Annotated in this window: 21 protein-coding genes; 11 read left to right on the top strand and 10 right to left on the bottom strand. The window is 41.4% G+C overall.

What is annotated here, in order from left to right; translation table 11 throughout:
* Positions 1 to 33: 33 nt before the first annotated feature.
* Positions 34 to 1683, bottom strand: a complete 1650-nt coding sequence (gene pgm, locus K5620_RS10455; RefSeq protein WP_016403235.1) for a phosphoglucomutase (alpha-D-glucose-1,6-bisphosphate-dependent) — start codon at positions 1681 to 1683, stop codon at positions 34 to 36.
* A gap of 37 nt (positions 1684 to 1720) precedes the next feature.
* The gene (gene seqA, locus K5620_RS10450) at positions 1721 to 2290 is read right to left on the bottom strand and encodes a replication initiation negative regulator SeqA (protein ID WP_016403236.1); all 570 of its coding nucleotides are present in this window, start codon (positions 2288 to 2290) and stop codon (positions 1721 to 1723) included.
* 190 nt (positions 2291 to 2480) lie between these two features.
* Between seqA and K5620_RS10445 the strand changes: the two genes are divergently transcribed.
* From K5620_RS10445 to K5620_RS10425, 5 genes are all read left to right on the top strand, one after another.
* On the top strand, positions 2481 to 3251 hold the full coding sequence (locus tag K5620_RS10445) for an alpha/beta fold hydrolase (protein ID WP_246612325.1): 771 nt from the start codon (positions 2481 to 2483) through the stop codon (positions 3249 to 3251).
* Positions 3252 to 3307: 56 nt separating this feature from the next.
* Complete coding sequence (locus K5620_RS10440) at positions 3308 to 3529, top strand: DUF2788 domain-containing protein (protein ID WP_016403238.1); 222 nt, start codon at positions 3308 to 3310, stop codon at positions 3527 to 3529.
* Positions 3530 to 3547: 18 nt separating this feature from the next.
* A complete protein-coding gene (gene ybfE, locus K5620_RS10435; RefSeq protein ID WP_016403239.1) occupies positions 3548 to 3835 on the top strand; it encodes a LexA regulated protein in 288 nt (95 codons plus the stop codon).
* 21 nt (positions 3836 to 3856) lie between these two features.
* A complete protein-coding gene (fldA, locus tag K5620_RS10430) occupies positions 3857 to 4384 on the top strand; it encodes a flavodoxin FldA (RefSeq protein WP_016403240.1) in 528 nt (175 codons plus the stop codon).
* Between the two features lie 87 nt (positions 4385 to 4471).
* Positions 4472 to 5062: a lytic transglycosylase domain-containing protein gene (locus K5620_RS10425; RefSeq protein WP_016403241.1), complete on the top strand. Its 591-nt coding sequence runs from the start codon at positions 4472 to 4474 to the stop codon at positions 5060 to 5062.
* A 5-nt stretch (positions 5063 to 5067) separates the two neighbouring features.
* On the opposite strand, the gene K5620_RS10420 is transcribed toward K5620_RS10425, so the two are convergent.
* Complete coding sequence (locus K5620_RS10420) at positions 5068 to 5556, bottom strand: DUF4442 domain-containing protein (RefSeq protein ID WP_040307525.1); 489 nt, start codon at positions 5554 to 5556, stop codon at positions 5068 to 5070.
* A gap of 149 nt (positions 5557 to 5705) precedes the next feature.
* On the opposite strand from K5620_RS10420, the gene fur reads away from it, so the two are divergent.
* Positions 5706 to 6137, top strand: a complete 432-nt coding sequence (fur, locus tag K5620_RS10415) for a ferric iron uptake transcriptional regulator (protein WP_016403243.1) — start codon at positions 5706 to 5708, stop codon at positions 6135 to 6137.
* Positions 6138 to 6185: 48 nt separating this feature from the next.
* Here fur and K5620_RS10410 read toward each other — a convergent pair whose 3' ends face one another.
* Entirely contained in the window at positions 6186 to 6800 is a 615-nt protein-coding gene (locus K5620_RS10410) for a flavin prenyltransferase UbiX (RefSeq protein WP_016403244.1), read from the bottom strand.
* A gap of 194 nt (positions 6801 to 6994) precedes the next feature.
* On the opposite strand from K5620_RS10410, the gene K5620_RS10405 reads away from it, so the two are divergent.
* Complete coding sequence (locus tag K5620_RS10405) at positions 6995 to 8224, top strand: HD-GYP domain-containing protein (RefSeq protein ID WP_084681966.1); 1230 nt, start codon at positions 6995 to 6997, stop codon at positions 8222 to 8224.
* Positions 8225 to 8294: 70 nt separating this feature from the next.
* Here K5620_RS10405 and K5620_RS10400 read toward each other — a convergent pair whose 3' ends face one another.
* The gene (locus K5620_RS10400) at positions 8295 to 11420 is read right to left on the bottom strand and encodes an efflux RND transporter permease subunit (RefSeq protein WP_221077486.1); all 3126 of its coding nucleotides are present in this window, start codon (positions 11418 to 11420) and stop codon (positions 8295 to 8297) included.
* Between the two features lie 10 nt (positions 11421 to 11430).
* Entirely contained in the window at positions 11431 to 12594 is a 1164-nt protein-coding gene (locus K5620_RS10395; RefSeq protein WP_016403248.1) for an efflux RND transporter periplasmic adaptor subunit, read from the bottom strand.
* A gap of 209 nt (positions 12595 to 12803) precedes the next feature.
* On the opposite strand from K5620_RS10395, the gene K5620_RS10390 reads away from it, so the two are divergent.
* Positions 12804 to 13307, top strand: a complete 504-nt coding sequence (locus K5620_RS10390; RefSeq protein ID WP_016403249.1) for a DUF3087 family protein — start codon at positions 12804 to 12806, stop codon at positions 13305 to 13307.
* A gap of 33 nt (positions 13308 to 13340) precedes the next feature.
* On the opposite strand, the gene K5620_RS10385 is transcribed toward K5620_RS10390, so the two are convergent.
* The gene (locus tag K5620_RS10385) at positions 13341 to 13988 is read right to left on the bottom strand and encodes a single-stranded DNA-binding protein (protein ID WP_040307526.1); all 648 of its coding nucleotides are present in this window, start codon (positions 13986 to 13988) and stop codon (positions 13341 to 13343) included.
* Positions 13989 to 14034: 46 nt separating this feature from the next.
* Between K5620_RS10385 and K5620_RS10380 the strand changes: the two genes are divergently transcribed.
* Positions 14035 to 14733, top strand: a complete 699-nt coding sequence (locus K5620_RS10380) for a pseudouridine synthase (protein ID WP_016403251.1) — start codon at positions 14035 to 14037, stop codon at positions 14731 to 14733.
* On the opposite strand, the gene K5620_RS10375 is transcribed toward K5620_RS10380, so the two are convergent.
* On the bottom strand, positions 14730 to 16595 hold the full coding sequence (locus tag K5620_RS10375) for a sensor domain-containing diguanylate cyclase (RefSeq protein WP_016403252.1): 1866 nt from the start codon (positions 16593 to 16595) through the stop codon (positions 14730 to 14732). The genes K5620_RS10380 and K5620_RS10375 overlap by 4 nt on opposite strands.
* 185 nt (positions 16596 to 16780) lie before the next feature.
* Here K5620_RS10375 and malZ point away from each other — a divergent pair, with 185 nt between their 5' ends.
* Positions 16781 to 18616 carry a maltodextrin glucosidase gene (gene malZ / locus K5620_RS10370; protein WP_040307527.1) on the top strand — a complete coding sequence of 612 codons (1836 nt, stop codon included), beginning with the start codon at positions 16781 to 16783 and terminating at the stop codon, positions 18614 to 18616.
* Positions 18617 to 18618: 2 nt separating this feature from the next.
* Here malZ and K5620_RS10365 read toward each other — a convergent pair whose 3' ends face one another.
* Positions 18619 to 20028 carry a DNA recombination protein RmuC gene (locus K5620_RS10365; protein ID WP_016403254.1) on the bottom strand — a complete coding sequence of 470 codons (1410 nt, stop codon included), beginning with the start codon at positions 20026 to 20028 and terminating at the stop codon, positions 18619 to 18621.
* Positions 20029 to 20144: 116 nt separating this feature from the next.
* Here K5620_RS10365 and K5620_RS10360 point away from each other — a divergent pair, with 116 nt between their 5' ends.
* On the top strand, positions 20145 to 20429 hold the full coding sequence (locus K5620_RS10360) for an HlyU family transcriptional regulator (RefSeq protein WP_016403255.1): 285 nt from the start codon (positions 20145 to 20147) through the stop codon (positions 20427 to 20429).
* A 12-nt stretch (positions 20430 to 20441) separates the two neighbouring features.
* Here the strand turns inward: K5620_RS10360 and K5620_RS10355 are convergent, their stop codons facing one another.
* Positions 20442 to 21236: a response regulator gene (locus K5620_RS10355; RefSeq protein ID WP_040307528.1), complete on the bottom strand. Its 795-nt coding sequence runs from the start codon at positions 21234 to 21236 to the stop codon at positions 20442 to 20444.
* Positions 21237 to 21375: the final 139 nt, after the last annotated feature.

Here is a 21375-nt window from a genome sequence, read left to right as displayed (position 1 = left end):
TTTATTCAATACCCTTCATTCGGTGCTTATAGATTATAGACCAGCTTTTGCCAATGCTGCAGAAACAATGGTTTGAGCTTCTTGTTCAATTAAGGCTAGATGCTCTTCACCTTTGAAACTTTCCATGTAAATCTTATAGATAGCCTCAGTTCCCGACGGACGAGCAGCAAACCAACCATTCTCGGTAACCACTTTTAGTCCACCAATAGCTGCACCGTTACCTGGTGCAGCAGTTAACTTGGCGGTAATCGTTTCACCAGCTAGGGTTTCTGCTTCAACCATGGCTGGGTCTAGTGCGCTTAACACCGCTTTTTGTTCAATGCTGGCTGGTGCGTCGATACGTTTGTAGCAAGGCTCGCCAAACTGTTCAACAAACCCCTGATAATGTTCACCAGGATCTTTACCGGTAACAGCGATAATTTCTGCCGCGAGTAAGGCTAATATGATTCCGTCTTTGTCGGTACTCCAAACACCACCGTCTTTACGTAGGAATGAAGCACCAGCACTTTCTTCACCACCGAAGGCAATGCTGCCATCGAATAAACCGTCTACAAACCATTTAAAGCCAACTGGTACTTCTTTAAGTTCACGGCCTAGGCTAGTTGCAACACGGTCAACCATTGAGCTTGATACTAATGTTTTACCAATTGCTGCATCAGCTCCCCACTGGCTTCGATGTGAGTACAGATAGTTAATCGCTACAGCTAGGTAATGATTAGGGTTAAGTAAACCGCTGCTTTTGGTCACAATGCCATGGCGGTCGTAATCTGGATCGTTAGCTACTGCTACATCGAACTTATCTTTTAATGCGATGAGGCTTGCCATTGCATAGGGAGACGAGCAATCCATGCGGATTTTGCCGTCTTTATCCAAGGTCATAAACGAAAAGGTTGGATCAACACGGTCGTTAACTACTTCAATGTCTAAACCGTAGGTTTCAGCAATTACCGACCAATACGCGATACCACTACCGCCTAATGGATCAACGCCAATTTTTACTTTGGCTTTAGCAATCGCATCCATATCTAACACGTTTGCTAAGTCGTCAACATAAGGCTTAATGTAGTCAATAGCGACAATAGAAGGTTTTGCGATAGCCTCGTCGTAACTAATGCGCTTAACTTCTTTTAAGCCATTAGCCAGAATTTCATTGGCGCGGTCTTGAACCACTTTGGTTACGTCACCGTCAGCCGGACCACCGTTCGGTGGGTTGTATTTAAAGCCGCCATCTTCTGGTGGGTTGTGTGAAGGTGTAATTACTACACCGTCTGCTTGTTCTTTACCTAAACGGTTGTAAGCCAAAATGGCGTGAGAAATAACTGGCGTTGGCGTGTACCCCAGCCCTTCTTGATAGCGTACTTCTACACCGTTTGCTGCAAACACCTCAATAGCTGAGCAAAAAGCTGGCTCTGATAACGCGTGGGTATCTTTACCTATATATAAAGGACCAGTAGTTCCTTGAGCTAAACGGTATTCTGCAATTGCTTGGCTTACTGCCAAAATATGGTTTTCGTTAAACGCTTTTTTGCTTGAGCTACCACGGTGGCCAGAAGTGCCGAATGCCACTTGCTGCTCTCGAACAGATACGTCAGGTTCTAATAGATAATAATCAGCCACTAAACGTGGAATGTTTGCAAGATGCTCAGCCTGAGCTGGCTTACCTGCTAAAGGGTGAATAGCCATTAATAGCTTCTCCGATGCTTAAGTTAAAGATAAAAAGTTAGACCGCTTCACATAAGCGTTCAATTTGAAATTCTTGTAAGCCCATTTCACTGGCAACGTGTTGCAGGATATGCCTTTTACGCGCAGTGTTGGTATTTGTGATCACCCAATAAGGACTGTTTGGAATAGCTTGAGGCTTGCTGGTTTTTCCAGAGGCCAATAATAAGTCTTTATCTTGCGAGAAGTATTCACGCTTACTTCCTTTTAATACACAAGCTTTAGCAAACCGCTCACCATCAATAGCATAAAGACCAGAAAGCAAAGATAAGAAACGTTTAGTAGAACTGCCCGCTTCCGATATTTCAGAAAAATTGAAATAATTTAGAGGGTCAATATCGGCCACATCAGTTTGCGCTAGCGAATCAGTGTTTACTGCTTCAACTACTAGCTCTTGCTCAACGTTGGCCTCTTCGTTACTTACAACTACATTTTCTGCCTGTGCTTGTTGTAATTCTTGGCCATCTACTTCCAGCAGTCGCCTAAGGATATCTGAGGCACTTTCACCAATGTGTTTAGTTTGGCTGGCAATGTATAAATACAAATCTTCTTCAATTTCTATCGTTTTCATCGTTTCTTTCTAGGATTGCAAAGCTCTTAACATAACTAATTATTATACATAGCAGCGTTAATAACTCACCAACAATCCGAGTTAGATCCTTCGAAAGGCTAATTAGTGAACAAAGAAATGCCTTTCAAATACTTGTAGTAATAGAGCTGCAAAGGCAGACTAACAATTTTGTGACATTTGCGGAGCAATATTGTTGGACCTACATTATAAAGAACAAGGGCAAGGCTACCCTATCCTGCTCATTCATGGGCTATTTGGCAGTTTGTCTAATTTAGGTTTATTAGCAAAGCACCTTACGGAACTATCATATCGAGTTATCAGTGTGGATACCTTGAATCACGGTTTGTCTCCTCGCTCAGATTCTATGGACTACCAACATCAAGCAAAAGCGATTAAAGCCTTATGTGACAAGCTTGATATTCCCCACTGCGCAATTGTTGGCCACTCCATGGGTGGCAAAATAGCTATGGCTACTGCGCAACTCTACCCTGATTTAGTTAACACTATTGTTGTTGCTGACATTGCTCCTGTAGCTTACCAACACAACCATGCTGCGGTTTTTTCAGGATTAAATAGCTTTGATCCTAAAGATATAAACTCGCGTTCTGAAGCAGAGCAACTGTTAGCGAAGCATATTCAAGAAGCAGGCGTACGCCAGTTTTTACTTAAGTCATTAACGAAGACAAACCAAGGCTGGCGATGGCTATTCGACGTAAAGCAACTAGCGCTATGCTACAACAACATCATTGGTTGGAAAGAGTTTGGGCAATTTAAGCGTCCCTGTTTGTTTATAAAAGGCGAAAACTCAGACTATATTGTGAGTGAATATCAGCAAACGGTAGGTCAACAATTTCCTAAGGCCGAGCTCAAAATGATTGCCGGAACCGGACATTGGTTACACGCTGAAAAACCAGCTATTTTCAACCGTTTAACTGAGCAGTTTTTAGCCAAGCATATTTAACACCTTGTGACGCTTTATGGTATAGTGCGCGTCGAATTTTTATCTCAAGGATAGTGATGTTCGCAAAGCATATAGATCTTATAGAAAGCCTAGCGCTAAATATTGGCTTCGTTGTTCTATTTTTCTTTATCGGCATGGCTATTCAAGACGTATTAAAAAAAGGCAATGTACCTCCTTTCGGCCGCGCAATAGTATGGCTAGTATTGTTTTTGGGGTGTGCAGGCTTTATTGCAAAAGGGCTAATTCAGCTATCTTGGGAAGGCAGCGGCTTAGCTTAGACGGTTGTTTTATAATTAATGGCAAAACAAAATACAGATCGAACCACTATTGATCTATTCGCCAGTGAAAAAAGAGTTGGGCGACCAAGAACTAACCCTTTAGAGCGAAAAGATCAGTTAAAAACCAATAAGCGCAACCAGCTGAAACGCGATCGTGCAAATGGTCTTAAAAGAATCGAGTTGAAAGTAGAGCTAGCTCTCTTCGAACAGTTAAATCAATTGGCTACTGAGTCCGGCATAAGCCGCAGTGAGTTAATCGAAAAGATGCTAAACAAACAAGTTAGTCAATTTTCAACAAATCAATAGTTTGTATTACAGGTAACATTTATGGCGAGTGTAGGAATATTTTTTGGTAGCGACACCGGTAACACCGAAGCTGTTGCGCAAATGATTCAAAAAGAGCTAGGTAAAAAACTAGTTGAAGTAAAAGACATTGCCAAGTCTTCTAAAGAAGACATTGATGATTTTTCACTAATTCTATTGGGTATCCCCACCTGGTATTACGGTGAAGCTCAATGTGACTGGGATGACTTTTTCCCTGACCTAGAACAAATTGATTTTTCTGAGAAATTAGTAGCAATATTTGGTTGTGGTGACCAAGAAGACTACGCCGAGTACTTTTTAGACGCCATGGGCACTATCAACGACATTGTAGTAAATAAAGGCGCTACTGTTGTGGGTCATTGGCCAATAGAAGGCTACGATTTTGAAGAATCAAAAGCACTTGCAGATGACGCACACTTTGTAGGTTTAGGCATTGATGAAGATCGTCAGCCAGAGCTAACCCAAGAACGTGTTAAAGGCTGGTGTAAGCAAGTTTATGAAGAAATGTGCTTAGCTGAATTAGCTGACTGAAATTACTGGGCGAAAGCCCAGTTTTTGTATCTGGCCCTCGTATAGTTGGCCAAGTTTATGCTTAACTTGGTTAAGAGGGAGAGCAAATTGTTTAAATACTTATTATTAATTTTAATTGGGATATCTAGTGTAGCTAGAGCCGATGTTTGGTTTTATGAAGACCAACATGGTGTGATGCACTTTGCTCAAGAAAAGAAAGGCTCTAAATGGCGTTTGTTGATGCGAACGCCTAAATCGCTAGATCCCCCAAAAGCTAAATCATTACCTCAACGTGCACCCAGTGAGCGCCCATACCATCAATTAATTGTAGACAGCGCAAAACGTCATAAACTTGACCCTGCATTGGTACACGCCGTTGTAGCGACGGAATCAAACTATAAACATGATGCAGTATCCCGTGCCGGTGCCATGGGTTTAATGCAGTTAATGCCGGCTACCGCAGAGCGTTTTTCTGTTACTGACCCTTTCATTCCAGAACAAAACATAGAAGCAGGTAGCCGCTACTTACGCTGGTTACTAGACGAGTTCGAATCACTGCAACTCGCGCTAGCGGCTTACAACTCAGGTGAAAATACAGTTAAGCGTTATGGCTTTACTATTCCACCGTTTAAAGAAACACAAAACTACGTAACCAAAGTTATAGAACGCTACAAGAAAAACTTAAGTCTGATTCAGTAATGCATTCAAGCGACTTGCTTCAACTCGGGGCGATACTGCCGCTTAAGTCGGATATATAGCTTACGTTTTATAACCGCAACAACTTTGCCCTTCTCGTCAAAAACCTCTGTTGACACTTCAGGCTCAAATTTTTCTCCAGAAGCTGCCGCGTTCAAAATGGTTTCAATGAATGCTTTATCCAATTGGAACTTTGCAAACACTTTTGTTCGGCCAGGCGTTACAAACTTAATCGAAGATTCACTGTCCCAAATATGGTATTTGTTGCCTAAAATTGCCATTAACATTAACGGATAAATAGGATCGGTCATCGCAAACATTGCTCCACCAAACTGTGAGCGGTTAGCATTTTTATTCCACCATCGAAATGCTAATTGAACTCGGCAAAAGTGAAAATCCTTGCTGAGCTGGGTGATCTTAATCCCAGAACCCCAAAATGGTGGCCAAAGATTAAGGACAGATCTCGCAACGGCTGCTCTTTTTAGTAGAATATCCATAAACTCAACTGGTCAGACATGTTAACGATAGGTTAATAAATATTTAACTGTGCTACAAGTTTTCTTATCAAGCTTTCTGTTTGTCATGTAAATCCGTATACTACTGGGCAGTTATGGAATGAATAACAGCAAGGGAAAAAATTTCACCTATGTCTGATAATAATTTAGCTCTAAAAAAAGCGGGCCTTAAAGTGACCTTGCCAAGAATGAAAATTCTAGAGCTGCTGCAAACACCTAATAACCAGCACATTAGTGCGGAAGACTTATACAAGCTCTTAATTGACCAAGGCGAAGAGATTGGCTTAGCAACGGTTTACCGCGTACTTAACCAGTTTGATGATGCTGGCATTGTTACCCGTCACCACTTTGAAGGCGGAAAGTCGGTATTTGAATTAAATAGCCAACATCACCACGATCACTTAGTGTGTTTAGACTGCGGCAAAGTGATTGAATTTAACGACGATATGATTGAACAAAGACAAAAAGATATCGCCGAAGAAAACAATATCAAACTGACTAACCATAGCTTGTACTTGTACGGCAACTGCACCAAAGCAGACTGCGAAAGCCGCGAAGATTAGTATCTAAAAATACAGGTGATCTAATCACCTGTATTTACCTTCCCCTATTTATTTAGCTGAATATCCCCAACGCGCTACTAAGTCATTTTCTATGCCTATATGGTCAAGAATCCGCGCAGTTACATGTTCTACTAAATCTTGAATGGTCTCTGGCTTATGATAAAAACCAGGATTAGCTGGCAGTATATCCACCCCCAACTTAGCTAATTTAAGCATGTTTTCTAAATGGATCGCCGAGAAAGGCATTTCTCTAGGCACCATTATCAACTTACCTTTCTCTTTAATTACAACATCGGCTGCTCGTTCAATAAGGTTATCTGAAAGCCCCATAGCAATAGAGGCTAACGTCCCCATACTACAAGGGCACACAACCATTGTTTTTGGAGCAGCAGATCCAGAAGCAACTGGTGAAAACCATTCATTTTTACCTGGTACAACAATTTGTCCGGGCTTAGCATTAAACCTCTCTTGCAAGAATGCTTGTGCTTTCTCTGGACTACTCGGCCACTGTTCATCAACTTCCGTAGCTAATACTACTTTTGCAGCACTAGAAACTAGCAGGTGAATAGTAAACTGCTTTTTGACTAGTTGCTCTAATAAACACAGCGCATAAGGCGCACCTGAAGCGCCAGTAATAGCTAAAGTAATCTCTTTATTTTTCATGATTTTAATGATGATTATCTCGTTATTGAAAACTGTAACTCACTCGAGAAATCAAGTTGTTTAACCTAGCAAATATACTTAAAGATGATTGTAGCGGTAATAAGTGTGCTAAGCGACTTGTTATGAACAATCAAGCATTTATAAATCTGTGACTATTTACTACAATTACTCAAAGGATTAATAAAACTAGGCCTATGTCTAAAACGGAAATACCCACTCAGTCCTTACAAGTCGGACATTACATCAGCCTTCCTCTAGGCTGGACAGCGCATCCTTTCATGCGTAACAACTTTCTCATCAAAAATGATGAGCAGCTAACAGTTGTTAAATCCTTAGGATTAGATCTCATTGAAATTGTTCCTAGTAAGTCTAAAATAGCGACTCCTGAAGTTAACCTAAATGATGCACTGAAAGAGGATAAAGCAGAGGTAGCAGAAGTAGACCCAGATCAAGCCTGGCTAGATGAGCTTAGGGAAGGACAAAAACGGGCAAACAAAGCCTATTTACAAAATGCAGAAAACTTCCGTTTAGCGTTAACTAAGTTTACCAGTAAACCCGAAGAGGCTTATTACAGTATCTTTGAGCAAGTGAACATTACATTACAAATGATGTTCAAATCATCGGCGGCTCATAGTGTTTATGTAAGCTTGGAGCCTAGTAGCGATGAAGACATTTTCTTTCATAGCGTAAATGTAGCTGTGCTCTCAATCTTAGTTGCCAAAAACCTTGGGTTTACCGAAAAAGAATGCCAGCATTTGTGTATTGCAGCGATGATTCACGATATCGGTGAGTTGAAAGTACCTCAACAGATTCGTAGAAAACCAAGCGAATGGACTCAAGCCGAACAAAACTTCTATCAAACTCACCCCAAATTTAGTGCTGAGCTTATAAAAAAGGCCGGTTCTTTTCCTGAAGAAGTATTACCAATAGTCGTTAATCACCATGAGCGCCTTGATGGTTCTGGCTACCCTCAGGGGTTAAAAGCTAAGGAACTAAGCAAAGCCACCCAACTTTTAGCGATTGTGGATGCGTTTGAACATTTGTGTGCGCCCTTGCCCAATCAAAAGGGTATGACTCCCCAAGAAGCCTTCGCTTCTCTCTACAAGAATGCCGAAACAAAATACAACAAGCTCTACTTAGAGCAACTGATGAATACTTTGGGTATTTATCCGCCTGGCTCAATAGTGAGTTTATCGAATAGCGGCTTCGCAATGGTGATGTCTAGTAATCCAAAAGAGAAGTTAAAACCAAGAGTATTGCTACTAGAGAAAGGTAAAAACTTTGCAAACGCAAATATTATGGATTTGACTAAAGAAGAGCTGAAGATAAACAAAACCGTTAGATGGGAAGATGTGCCGGCAAGTTTAGTAAAAAACTTCGATCCTAAACTACGCTGTTGTTACTTTTTCGACCCTGAACAGTAAAACTTCATCAATTCTAAGCAATAAAAAAGCCCGATATTTCGGGCTTTTTTTGCATTTAAACCTTTGTTAACTATTGGTCTTCAGCATCCTTAACGCCTTTTACTTTTTCTCGTAAGCCTTGCAGCATTACATAGAAAACAGGCACTAAACAGGTACCAACAATAGTTGCAGCTATCATCCCACCCATTACGGCGTAACCTAGAGAAATACGGCTAGCTGCACCAGCACCAGTCGCAATCACAAGAGGAATAACGCCAAGAATAAATGAGAACGCAGTCATCAATACTGCTCGGAAGCGTAAGCGTGCAGCTTTAACAGCAGCGTCTCGAATGCTCATTCCACCTTCACGTAATTGCTTAGCAAACTCCACAATAAGGATCGCGTTTTTACACGCCAAGCCTATCAGCAATACTAAGCCAATTTGGGTATACAAGTTTACATCTGAACCCATGATCCAAATGTATACAAATGCACCTAAAATAGCGATAGGAACCGCCAGCATTACGGAGATAGGAACCGTCCAGCTTTCATACTGAGCAACTAAGAATAAGTAGGTAAAAATTAAAGCCAAACTAAAAATAAATGGTGCTAAGTTACCCGCTTTAAGTTCTTGGTAGGTTTGACCCGACCACTCATAGGTATAACCTGCTGGGAAGGTGGTTTCGGCAATCCGCTTCACCGCATCAATCGCTTGACCAGAACTAAACCCTGGTGCAGGGAAAGCGTTCATCTTTACTGCGCCATACAAGTTGAATTGGTTGATGTACTCAGGCCCTAACTTAGGCTCTACTTGAACTAAAGTGTTGAGAGGAACCATTTCATCAAACTTATTTCGAATATAGAAACGAGCAATGTCTTGCTCTGAATTTCGAAATTCAGTTTCGGCTTGCATGTTTACCCGGAAAACTTTACCAAAGCGGTTGAAGTCATTCACATACATTGAACCTAACATAGTCTGTAAGGTCATGAAAATGCTGCTTAACTGCACTCCTTGAACCTTAGCTTTCTGTCGGTCAACGTCTACGAACAATTGCGGTACATCTGCACGATAAGTACTAAATGCAGCTGCTAATTCGGGTGCACTACCCGCTTCTACAGCTGTTGCACGCATCACGCTTGCTAAACTAGCAGGTGTACGACCTAGCGTGTCTTGAATGAAGAACTCGACACCAGCAACCGTACCAACCCCTGGAAGTGCAGGTAGCGAGAAGCCAACAGCCTGGGCTTCGTTGTAGCTGGCTAACACACCATTCGCTCGCTGAACGATATTAGATTCAACTAAAGCAGGGTCTTTACGTTCATCCCAGTGAGATAGAATCACCACCATTAAGCCTGCGTTTGAAGAAACGGCGCCAGAGATAATCGAATAACCACTAGCTGAAATAACGTTAGTTACCCCCTCAAGCTCATTTAGCTCATCAACCATTCTTGAAACAACTTCTTTAGTACGGTTAATGGATGCGCCATTTGGTAGCTGCACATCAATAAAGAAGGCTTTTTTATCTTCGGTTGGCACAAAGCCAGAAGGAAGTGAGGTAGCCAAGTAACCGGTAGCACCAATTAGCAACACATAAACGATGCCAACAATAGATAGCTTTCTTACCATTCCGGTAACAAAACCGGTGTATTTGCCGGTGGCTTTATCAAAGTGTTTGTTAAAAAAGGCATGAAAACCTTTTTCGTGAACTTTAGGTTTCTTCAATAAAGAAGCACATAAAGCAGGACTTAACGTTAGTGCGTTAATTGACGAGATAAGCACAGAAATACAAATAGTTATAGAGAACTGGGCATACATTTGACCAGTAATACCAGGCATTACGGCGGTTGGTGCAAATACAGCTAATAGCACCAATGTAGTGGCAACAACTGGCCCTGTAACCTCTTGCATAGACTTAGTGGTCGCTTCAACAGCATTTAACCCTTCGTCTTGCATTAATCGCGTGGTGTTTTCTACAACAACGATGGCGTCATCTACCACAATACCAATCGCAAGAATCAAGGCGAACAAAGATACAGTGTTAATGCTCATGCCAGTTGCAAGTAAAAACGCAAAAGTACCTACAAGAGACACCGGAATTGCAATAGCAGGAATCAAGGTTTGCCTTACATCTTGCAAGAAGATGTAAACAACAAAGATTACCAGTGCGATTGCGATAAGCAGTGTTTCAAGCATTTCGTCAATTGAAGTTTCAACGAACTGGGTAGTGTCGTACAACACTTTGTAGTCCATATCTTCAGGGAATTGCTCTTCTAAACGAGATAACTCTTCGCGAACACCTTTTGCCACCTCTAAAGCATTTGCGCCACTGGCTTGATAGATAAACAATAACGCTGACGCTTTGTTATCTAACATCGCTTCTGCATCATAACTCGCAGCGCCAAGCTCTATTCGTGAAATATCTTTAAGGTATACTGCACTACCATCAGGGTTTGAACGAATAATAATTTCTTCAAACTCTTCTGGATGGCTTAAACGACCTTTAGTAGATAAGGTGTACTGGAACTGTTGATCGCGCGGAACTGGTGCTGCGCCAATTCGACCTGCTGCAACTTGGATGTTTTGTTCTTGAATCGATGCAATAGCATCATCTACGGTAACACCTAAACTGGCCATGCGGTCTGGGTTTAACCAAATACGCATCGAATAGTCCATGCCACCGATAATGCTTACTTTAGATACCCCGTTAACCCTAGCAAGGTTATCTTTAATGTTGATCCCCATATAGTTATTTAGGAACAGGTTATCTAGAGATTCGTTAGGAGAAACAAGGTTAAGCATCATCAGAATACTTGGATCTTGTTTCTCTACTTTCACACCATTTCGTTGCACCTCGGAAGGAAGACGGGGCATTGCTTGTTGAACACGGTTTTGTACGTTGACCTGTGCCATGTCAACATTACTGCCCACTTCAAAAGTTACGTTGAGGGTATAACTACCATCATTCGCACCTTTTGATTCCATGTAGATCATGTTTTCTACACCGTTTACTTCGGCTTCAACTACCTTAGCGACGGTATCTGCGACTACCTCTGCACTAGCCCCTGGGTAACTGGTGGTTACCGAGACCATTGGCGGAGAAATATTGGGGAACTCTGCTACCGGCAATACCGGTATCGACAAAAAGCCAGCCAAAGTTAAAACAATAGAAATAACAAAGGCAAACTTGGGTCGATGAATAAAAAACTTACTAATCATCACCGACTCCTTAAGATTGGGTATCAGAGAATGGTTGAACAGTATCCATTTCGTGGTCTACTTCAGCGCCAACTCGGGCTTTTTGTAAACCTTCAGTGATAACCAAGTCGCCTTTTTCTAAGCCTTTCTCTACTTCCCAGTCGATACCATAGCGCTGGCCAAGTTCAACATTACGACGACCAACCATGTTCTTTTTATCAACGGTTAGCACATAACGACCTTGTTGGTCTTCTTGTACCGCACGTTGAGGAATTAACATCACCTCTTGCATTTCTGGCGATTCAATAATTACGGTTACATATAGGCCAGGAACGATGATGTGTTCTTTGTTAGGGAATTCGGCACGAATTGCTAAGGTACCTGTGGTGGCATCAACTCGGTTATCAACAAAATCCATTTTGCCGACTTCATCGAACATGGTGCCGTCAGGAAATTTAATTTTTACCGGGAAGTCGCTAAGTTTAAAAGGAGTAGTAACAGACTTATGAGCACGTTGAGCCTCAATAAGCACCTTTTCTGGTAGTTGGAAGTTAACCCAAACAGGCTCCATTTGAACTAGATCGGCCAGCTCGGTTTGATCAGGTGAAATCAAATCACCGGTAAAAACAGCCGCTCGGCTAATACGGCCAGTAAACGGCGCATAAATTTTGGTGTAGCCAAGCTCAAGTTTTGCGTTATCTAATTCGGCATTCGCGCTTTGTAAAGATGCTGCTGTTTGTAATTTACGTGATAGTAAGTTGTCATAGTCAGACTGGCTAATGAAGTTATCCTTAATAAGGCCTTCACCACGCTTAAAGTTTAAAACAGCTGTATCGTAGGCAGCTTTTGCTTGTGCAACTAGGGCTTTAGAAGCCTTAACTGCAGCATCGTATTGCGCAGGGTCTATTTCGAACAGTAAAGCGCCCTCCTCTACAATGCTACCTTCTTCGAAGTTGGTTTTTAACAAGTTACCACGCACTTTAGATTTGATAGTGATATCTTGGGTTGCTTCAGTTCTGCCAACAAAATCATTACTTGGCGTTACTTCTTTCATAGCAACTTCAAGAACTTTCACGTTTGCTTTAACAGCAGGAGGTGGAGGTGGTGCTGTGTCACACGCACTTAAAAACGAAAGTGAGGCAATTGTTAGGCCCAAAGCCTTTGCCACACGAGCTACAACAGGTGTGCGGTTCATAAACATTCCTTGTATATTTTTGTGTACCGAGTAAACCATAACTAATCATAGTCGTTATGTGGAAGCATGAAAACTAAAGTACTTACTTTTAACCAACATTTTTCTAAATATTAAACAACAGCTTACTTTATGCCCAGAGTTGCTTTCCATTTCCTGGAAAAGCCTGATTTTGATACCATCTAAGCCAAACTAAACTCTTTGGCCTAAACATGCAGTTTCAAAAGATTAACAAAACCGTTTATCAACAACGTTCTCGCTATACCTATATCGGTATTTCTGGTTTGTTGATTTTGTTCACCCTATTTTGGTCGAGCCTATTTATCGCGCTGTTTTCCAAGGGTCCTGATAATTTCTATCTAAACTTACTGGGTGTGGTAGCAGCTGTTATTAGCATTGTCCCTGTGGTTTTAACGTTGAAAGACAGAGTATGGTTTTATGAGGTCATGTATGTTTGGCGCTTAAAGCAAGAACTCAACAAAATTAATCGCAAAATGGCCGCTTTAGCCAAAGCCATGAATAAAGGAGATGAAACGGCTTTTGAGATCGTTAAGTTTTCGTATTTAGGTAGTCGTCAAATTTGGGAGTTAGATGACAATACCCTTATGCTCAACGAGTTAACAATTTCTGAGAACAAACTTGAGCAACAAGCAGCACAGTTTAATCTAAACATTAATGCCAACAACTACTCCACCAGCGCATTAGAAAAGTACTAAGTTCGCTTTACTAAGCAATTTGAAAGCTAAAAATCAGGCTTTTAAATGAAGACAAGTATGACCGTCTACTAGGATCGGAGAAATGGCTTTATCTTCAGCAAAAGCCTTTTTAAGCGCCCCCTCAAGGACTAACTTGTCACCTATATTTGCCTGTTTATCAATTAGTTCTGCGGGATAAGCCCATAGATTGCAATTAACTACATGTTGTTGATCAGATTGATCAGTAGAAATTTGCAACTTTAAATAGCTTTGATTGTTTATACTCTTTCGCAAAGATGACTTTCCGACAATTTCACCAACCAAAGTAACTTTATTCCAATAGAGTTGAGAAGGTGCGCCAACAAAACTCACTTGTTCAACCTCGATGGCACTAGAGATAACACCTTTGCTGCCTTTTTGGTTTTTTAAGTGGCCACTGATCACCACACCATCGCCCGCTTTTGCATACTGTTTAATTCTTTCCGCCTGCTCTCCTCGAGCATTAAGCTGAAATACTTCTACTTGCTCCTTGCCACTTCCTTTAGGCTTTCGCTTGAACAACACTTCAAACTGGGTAATGGCAGTGCCATCACTAAAGTAGCGTAGGGTAATGTCCTTAGACACAACGTTGCCTAGAATCTCTACCGATGAGCGACAGATTACTTGCAAAAACTTTTCTCCACTTAAAGCCTTTAACGGCATTGTTTAGTAAACTTGTGCCACAGCAAAGTAGCAACAGAACCCCATTATGAAATACCCTTGCCGATTAGACAAATTCCTATCTAAAGCCGGGCACATATCACGAAGCGATGCTAAAAAGTATATCAAAAACAAACGTGTGACAGTGAATAGTCAAATTCAAACAAATGCACAATTTGCTATTGGTGAAAGTGACAACGTTGGTTTAGATAGCAAAGAATTGAAGCTAATCGAACATCAGTATTTCATGTTAAATAAACCAATAGGCTATTTAAGCACTGAAGCTGAAGCTAACCACCCCAGCGCCATGTCATTAATAGACTCACCACTTAAAATACATGCTGCCGGACGCTTGGATGTAGACACATCAGGTTTATTGCTTTTGACCAGTGATGGCCAATGGTCACATAAAGTCACGAGCCCCAATAGCAAAAAGTTTAAGGATTACAGAGTTAGCCTTGCCGATGCGGTTAGCGACAATGACCTTCAGCTACTTGCAAAAGGCCTTTTGCTGCGAGGTGAAGATAAACCTACTCTCCCCGCCGTAACTAAACGTATCAATGAAAAGCAATTCATTCTGAGTATTAGTGAAGGGCGTTACCACCAGGTTAAGCGAATGTGCGCCGCGATAGGCAACAAAGTTATCGCCTTACACCGGGAGAAGATTGGTGACGTAATGCTAGATAATGAATTACAAGCTGGTGAGTATCGAGAGCTAACAGAAATAGAAATAGCGAGCTTCAACTAATCCGTTTCCATCAAAGATGCATACTCAACAACCTGGTTACGCCCGTTATTCTTAGCCGTGTATAGGGCCTTATCTGCCTGCTTGTATAGTATAGCAAAGCTACTGTCTTTTTCGCTTTGAGTAATACCAAAACTACAAGTAAAACTAGGCACAGCTTTATCTTGCTCGAAGGCCAGCCGCAGTCGTTCAGCCAAATTTATTGCCTGTGTAAGGTCGGTTTCGGGCAGCAACATAATAAACTCTTCTCCACCCCAACGGGCGAGTAAGTCAGTTTCTCGTTTTAACTTAGTAATCGTTTCAACTAAACGAATCAAACACAAATCACCCGTATCGTGGCCATATTGATCATTGAGCTGTTTGAAGTGGTCCACATCAATCATTAATATTGAAAACCGAGAACCATTGCGATCGCTACGGCTCTGCTCTAGGAATACGCTGTCTTCAAAATGACGACGATTTGCCGCACCGGTTAAAGGATCGGTATTGGCCAGCTGCATAAGTTTGTCTTCAAGCGTTTTTTGCGCGCTAATATCAATGCTAGAGCAAACAAAGTTATGCAGTTTACCTTGCCAATAAACAGCCGTTACGGTCATTTGTTGAATAGTATTGAGGCCATTATTACCAAGTATAGAAACCTCTCCTAACCAACTACCTTCTTCAGCTGCAATTTTAAGTACTTCATCAAATCCAGGGTCAGATTGGCCAAAATCCGTAAGCTTAGTGCCAATCATTTGTTCAGCATCTACACCTACTTTTTTTGCTAAGTATTGGTTCACCTGCATTACCTTCCCCGTAGGGTTAATAATAACTTGTGAAAACTCTCCTTCAAAAGCAGCTTCTCGCAGCGCGTTAAGTTCTTCAACAACTGCTTTTTCACGGCGAATCATCTCGGTTAAATAAGCGGCAAAGAAGCATCCAACAATCGATACCAAGTAGACAATTGCGATAAATATTAACCAGTGTCGGCTGTCTGTAGCTAAGTCTTTATAAGAGATATACAAAAACGCAGTGTTAGGGTTTGAATCTTCGTATTCATCAAGTACTGAGGTAAACATTAAGCCGCTGCCTACATCATAGGGCGAAGCACCATCTCGATAAGGCTTGTCATCGAAATAGTCACTAAGTGATGAATAATCTAGTTTGCCAACCAAGTTCAGTAATTTCTTGGAGGTATCTTGGCTAAAGTCGCCTTCTATAACGATATCGTCGCTAGTTACAATAACCGCGCGCTCGACTAACATCGGACGACCAACGAAGTGTACAGTTTGATTAATCGCCTGCTGATCGTACTCATTAACCATCCAACCCACCAGTTTTGACCACTTATCAAATACCGGTATATACAAAACATAGTAAGTTTGTTGGTTAGATTTGTCGTAGATAACCTTGGTAGATATAACTCCCTCGTCTCTCCATGAGAGGCCTTTAAAATAGTTTTTAATGATTGGGTTAATACCAGAGCTCCACTCTAAAGTGTGACCCTCTTTACTTTGGTTTAGAGCAAGGTCTACGCGCCCATCACGGTGAACGTAGTAAAAGTTGCCCTCTAAATTCACATCGCGAGCAATTCGCTGCCACTCGGTAGCGAGCGTGACCAGTGTTAACTCAGATTCATCATTAACGTAGTTGAGTAGGCCTAACGTTCGGGTTAACAGTGACAGCCGTTGAGACAACAGGCTTATTAAGTGTTTGTTAGCTGTCTTAAAACCACCAAAAGACAATTCAACTTCTTCTACTATTTGATGCTTTATGGTTTGGTAGCGATGAGAAAGCACCGCAGCGAACAATAAGGTGACCAACAGCGCCCAAAAGCCTGCCTTTTTTTGCCAAGAAATGTTGTTTTTAAGAAAACGTGAATTCAATTGCGCACTTTAAAATCTATTTAGATACAAACTATTATTAAACAACTGAAGCGTTTTTGCTCTTTAAAACTGCTGTTAAAGTTAAAAAAGCAAAGGCTAAATCAAATAATGTGAAATTCAATATTCATACTTGAATGCTTGCCCTGCTGCTAGGATACTTAGCAAAAAACAAAAAAGGTAAATACATGACTGATTTTCGCTTTCATCCACAAAGTCAGGTTATACAGCAGCAAGACAGCTATTTAATTACTCTCTATACCGCCATTAATCACAACTACCACAAGGTGTTTGTACGAGTAGAACCAGACCACGAAGAATGGTTAATGGAAATGACTAAGCCGAGTATTGAAGGTAATTGGCTTAAATGGCAAATCAACATTCCTGTTAGCCCGCACTCTCCGCTAACACTTTATTGCTTTAAGTTTTTAAGCAAAGACAACCAATGCTATTTACATGCAGCGGGAGAATCTTCTCGTCTACCACAAAAACATTTCCACTTTAGAATTAACAGCCAAGCTAAACCGCCGGAGTGGGCGAAACAGCAAGTTTTCTATCAGATATTCCCGGAACGCTTTGCTAATGGCAACCCAAGCTTAACGCCAAACAAAGACAATTACAGTTACCAAGAAGATGGTAGAAAAATTGTTCAAAAACAATGGGGAGAACCTGTCGCTAAATCTCATTCAGGTACCGGCGCTACAGAGTTTTATGGCGGCGATTTAATTGGTATTGAACAGAAGCTAGATTACCTGCAAGAGCTGGGAATAACAGCTCTCTACCTTAACCCCATTTTTTGTTCTCCAAGTAACCATAAGTACGATTGCACCAACTACTTTAAGGTTGAACCCCACTTCGGTGGAGACGAGGCTTTAATAAGCCTATCAGAAAATATGAAAAGCCGTGGGATGAAGCTAATGCTAGATGCGGTAGTTAACCATACGTCTAATCAACATCACTGGATGGATTACTATCAGCAGCATCAAGGCGGCGCCTACCATAACCAAGATTCACTGTTTAAAGATTGGTATCACTTTGATGAAAGCGGCAACTATTGGTCATGGAAAGGCGTTGAAACCTTACCCAAGTTAAACTTTGCTAATGTTGAGGTGCAACAAGCTATCTATGAAGGTGAGCAATCAGTACTAAAACACTGGTTAAAACCGCCCTTCTCTATCGACGCTTGGCGCTTCGATGTCATTCACATGCTTGGTGAACATAATAGCGCACAAAACAATGCCCATTATGTAGCTAAGTTTAGAGAGTCTATCAAGCAAACAAACAGCGAAGCCTACATGATAGGAGAACACTTTGCAGAGGCAACACAATGGTTGCAAGGTGACCAAGAAGACGCAGCCATGAACTACTACGGTTTTAACCAACCCATAGTCGCATTCTTGGCGGGAGTTGACGTTCCACGCTACGTGCCTCTTAAACTTAACGCAGCTGATTTAGCCACCTGGCTGGCCGAAGCGCGCGGTTCTATCCCCTTCGCCAATCAGTTAGCACAATACAACCTATTAGATAGCCATGACACGCCGCGTTTTTCTCACTTAGTGAACGAAAGTGAAGAGCTTACAAAAATTGCTGCTACCATGCTGCTCACATATATCGGTGTGCCATCAATTTACTACGGTGATGAAGTAGGCCTAACTGGCGCTAATGATCCAGACTGTCGACGTTGCTTTCCTTGGGATGAGAAGCAATGGAAACACGCTTTGCTTAAGCATTACCGGCAACTAATTTCGCTGCGCAAACAGCGTAGTGAGTTACAGCAAGGTGACCTTATAAGCCTGCTTGAGAGTGACGACGTATGGGTGTTTATGCGTTGGCTTCCAGAGCAACATAGTATTGTGGTGATTAACCGAGGAGAGTCTCAAGAGCTAGACTTAAACCTAACCCACTTACAAAACCAAGTTCCTTACAAAGTATTTGATAGCAGCGAAGAGTTGGTTGCCGATAAAGATGGAAAATTGGCGCTATCACTAGCTGCTCAATCTTCCATGGTATTAATTAGCCAATAGGCTTATTCCTCATACTGGCTATCTGTAAGTAATTTCGCATCTAAAGACTTGCTAGCGTTTATCTGCAAGTCTTTTAGTTGCTGGGCTTGCCTAACCAAGTTTCCTTTACCAGTGCTAAGTTTATTCATGGCGTTTTGATAGCTATCATTAGATCGCTGCAGTTGCTGTCCATGACTTTTTAAATCTTCCGTGAAGGCAACAAACTTATCGAATAACTTGCCTGCCCGTTGTGCGATCACTTGGGCATTTTGTTGTTGGTGCTCAGTTTTCCATAAGTTCTGAATTGTTCTAAGCGCCACCATCAAACTGCTTGGACTCACCAGCAATATATTGGACTCTAGTGCAAAGTTAATTAGCGAAGGATCTTGCTCTAAAGCGCTAAGGTAAGCGCCTTCAATTGGGATGAATAACAATACATAATCTAAGGATGGTAGTTGATACAAAGTATGGTAATCCTTTTTGGATAAACCAATAATTTGTTGGCGTAAGCTTTTAGCATGCTCTTTTAACGCAGCTAACTGAGCTTCACTATCTTCGCTGTTGTAATAACGCTCATAAGCAACAAGGTTTACTTTTGAGTCAACAATAACTGACTTATTGTCCGGCAGTTTCACTACAACATCGGGTTTAATGGTTTGACCATGTTGGTTAACCCCTACTACCTGGGTTTGATACTCGTGCCCTGCTCTAAGACCTGAAGATTGCAAAATTTGCTCTAATATCAGCTCTCCCCAATCACCTTGTTGTTTATTATCGCCTTTTAAAGCTTTAGTTAAGCGCACTGCATCTTCACTAATCTGCTGATTAAGCGATTGCAAAGTAACAATTTGGTCTTTTAAGGAGTGGCGCTGCTTAGCTTCGTTTTCGTAGCTTTGTTGAACCTGCTGCTTAAAACCATCCAGTTGCTGCTTTAAAGGCTGTAATACCGACTCAATACTCTGTTTACTTTGTTGTTGTAGTTCTAGGCCTTTCTCTGCGAATATTCGATTAGCTAACAGCTCAAACTGGTTGTTGACTCGCTCTTCGCTTTTTTCTAAATAGCTGATTCGTTCTTGTAGCGCAATGTCTTTTTGTTGCAGTAAAGCACAGCGTTGCTGTTCACGTTGTAACAATTGCTGGCAGGTATCTAAGTCTTGTTTAAGCTCTCGCAGGTGTTGCAGTTCGGTATGTAACTCGGCTAGTGAGATGTCTTTGTCGTGGTCTTGCTGCTGTAATTGTTGATTAGCTTGGTTTTGCTCTATTAATTCAGTTTCTAGCTGTTGTTTTACCAGCGTAAACTCATCGCTTTTTTTGGAAAAAGCTCTACCTTTTATGCTATTTACCAACAGGCTTACAATTAGCAAAAAAAGTAAGGAAAAAGTAATAGCAGCACTCATTTGGTTAAATTGAGAAAAAATAGTCTCTAAGTTCACAGTAAATCCATTGTGATTATGTTGAATTGCTCGTTATCATGCATCATACAGTATACAGCTCGCCAATCTTAAAGCTGTAGTACATGTTTTAGCTTAAATTTAGGAAAATCATTAAGATGAGTATCTTTTCAGCTTTAAAGAAAATGTTCCAAGCTGCGCCAGTTACCCCCAAAAGCTATCCAGCAGAAGTTTACAACGAGTTCACCATTGCTCCTCAGCCACAATCTGCAAATGGGCAATACCGTGTGGCGGCTCAAATCAGTAAAACTGTAAATGGTGAATTGAAAGAGCACATGTTTATCCGCTCTGATACATGCGCTAGCTCAGACGACGCCGCCGAACTAGCCATGCACAAATGTAAAACGTTCATTGATCAAATGGGTGATCAAATTTTCGATTAAGCAACAGCGGTGCTAATCAAACAACCGGGTTAGCACCTGTTTTACCGCGTCAATATCAAACGGTTTGTCGACTAAAGCTGATACGCCGCTTTGCCTTACACCATCAAGCTTGGCGCAGTTATTTTCAGACGTCACCATTAGAGCCGGGATCTCACAAAAGGTTGGATGTTGGCGCAATGCTTCAATTAATGCCGCCCCATCCATTATCGGCATGTTGTAATCGGTAATCACCAAATCGACTTGGTTGTTTACCATCAACGATAAAGCTTCCTGACCATTTTCTGCCAAAATCAGTTTAGTTAACCCTATGTTTTCTAATACTTTTGAAATATGACGGCGAGCCGTTTGGCTGTCATCTACAACCAGTACCGTTTTATCAGAAAAATCTAAGTTATCGATAACTTCACTATCTGGCTCTATATAACTAATGGTTGCTTGCAGCGCAGACAATAGGTGTGTGAATTCGAAAGGCTTAGGCAAAATAGCAATAACACCTGCTTGCTTAATTGCATCTAAGGTGTGGTGACAGGCTTCACTAGAAATCAGCATAAAGGCCACATCACGGCTTAAATCATTAGCTCGTAACTGTTGCACTAAATCGGTAGCAGTACCGTCGCTGAAATACATAGAGCTAACCACCAAATCTGGTGCAGTTTTAATTGCGAGGTCCAGGGCCTGTTGACAGTTCTCTGCCATTAAAAAATTATCAATACCCGCTTCATGCAATCGCGTACGAATGATGTTGCGTTGCATATTTGAAGGTTCTACTAATAAGATCGTAAGATCAGCTAACGACAGTGTATCCATAACATCCTGTTTCACTAACAATAGGAATGTCCATAGTACCGCTTTAAGCTATCCATTTTTATCGCTAATTTGCTAATCTAGCATTCTTACTTGAAAAACATGCTTTTAGTCACCAAATTAAGGCTAAACAACCAACGGA

The sequence above is a fragment of the Agarivorans albus genome (assembly GCF_019670105.1).
In the GTDB taxonomy this organism is placed as follows: Bacteria; Pseudomonadota; Gammaproteobacteria; order Enterobacterales; family Celerinatantimonadaceae; genus Agarivorans; species Agarivorans albus.
The sequence above is the reverse complement of the archived record's forward strand: the minus strand, read 5'-3'. Positions and strand labels throughout refer to the sequence as shown.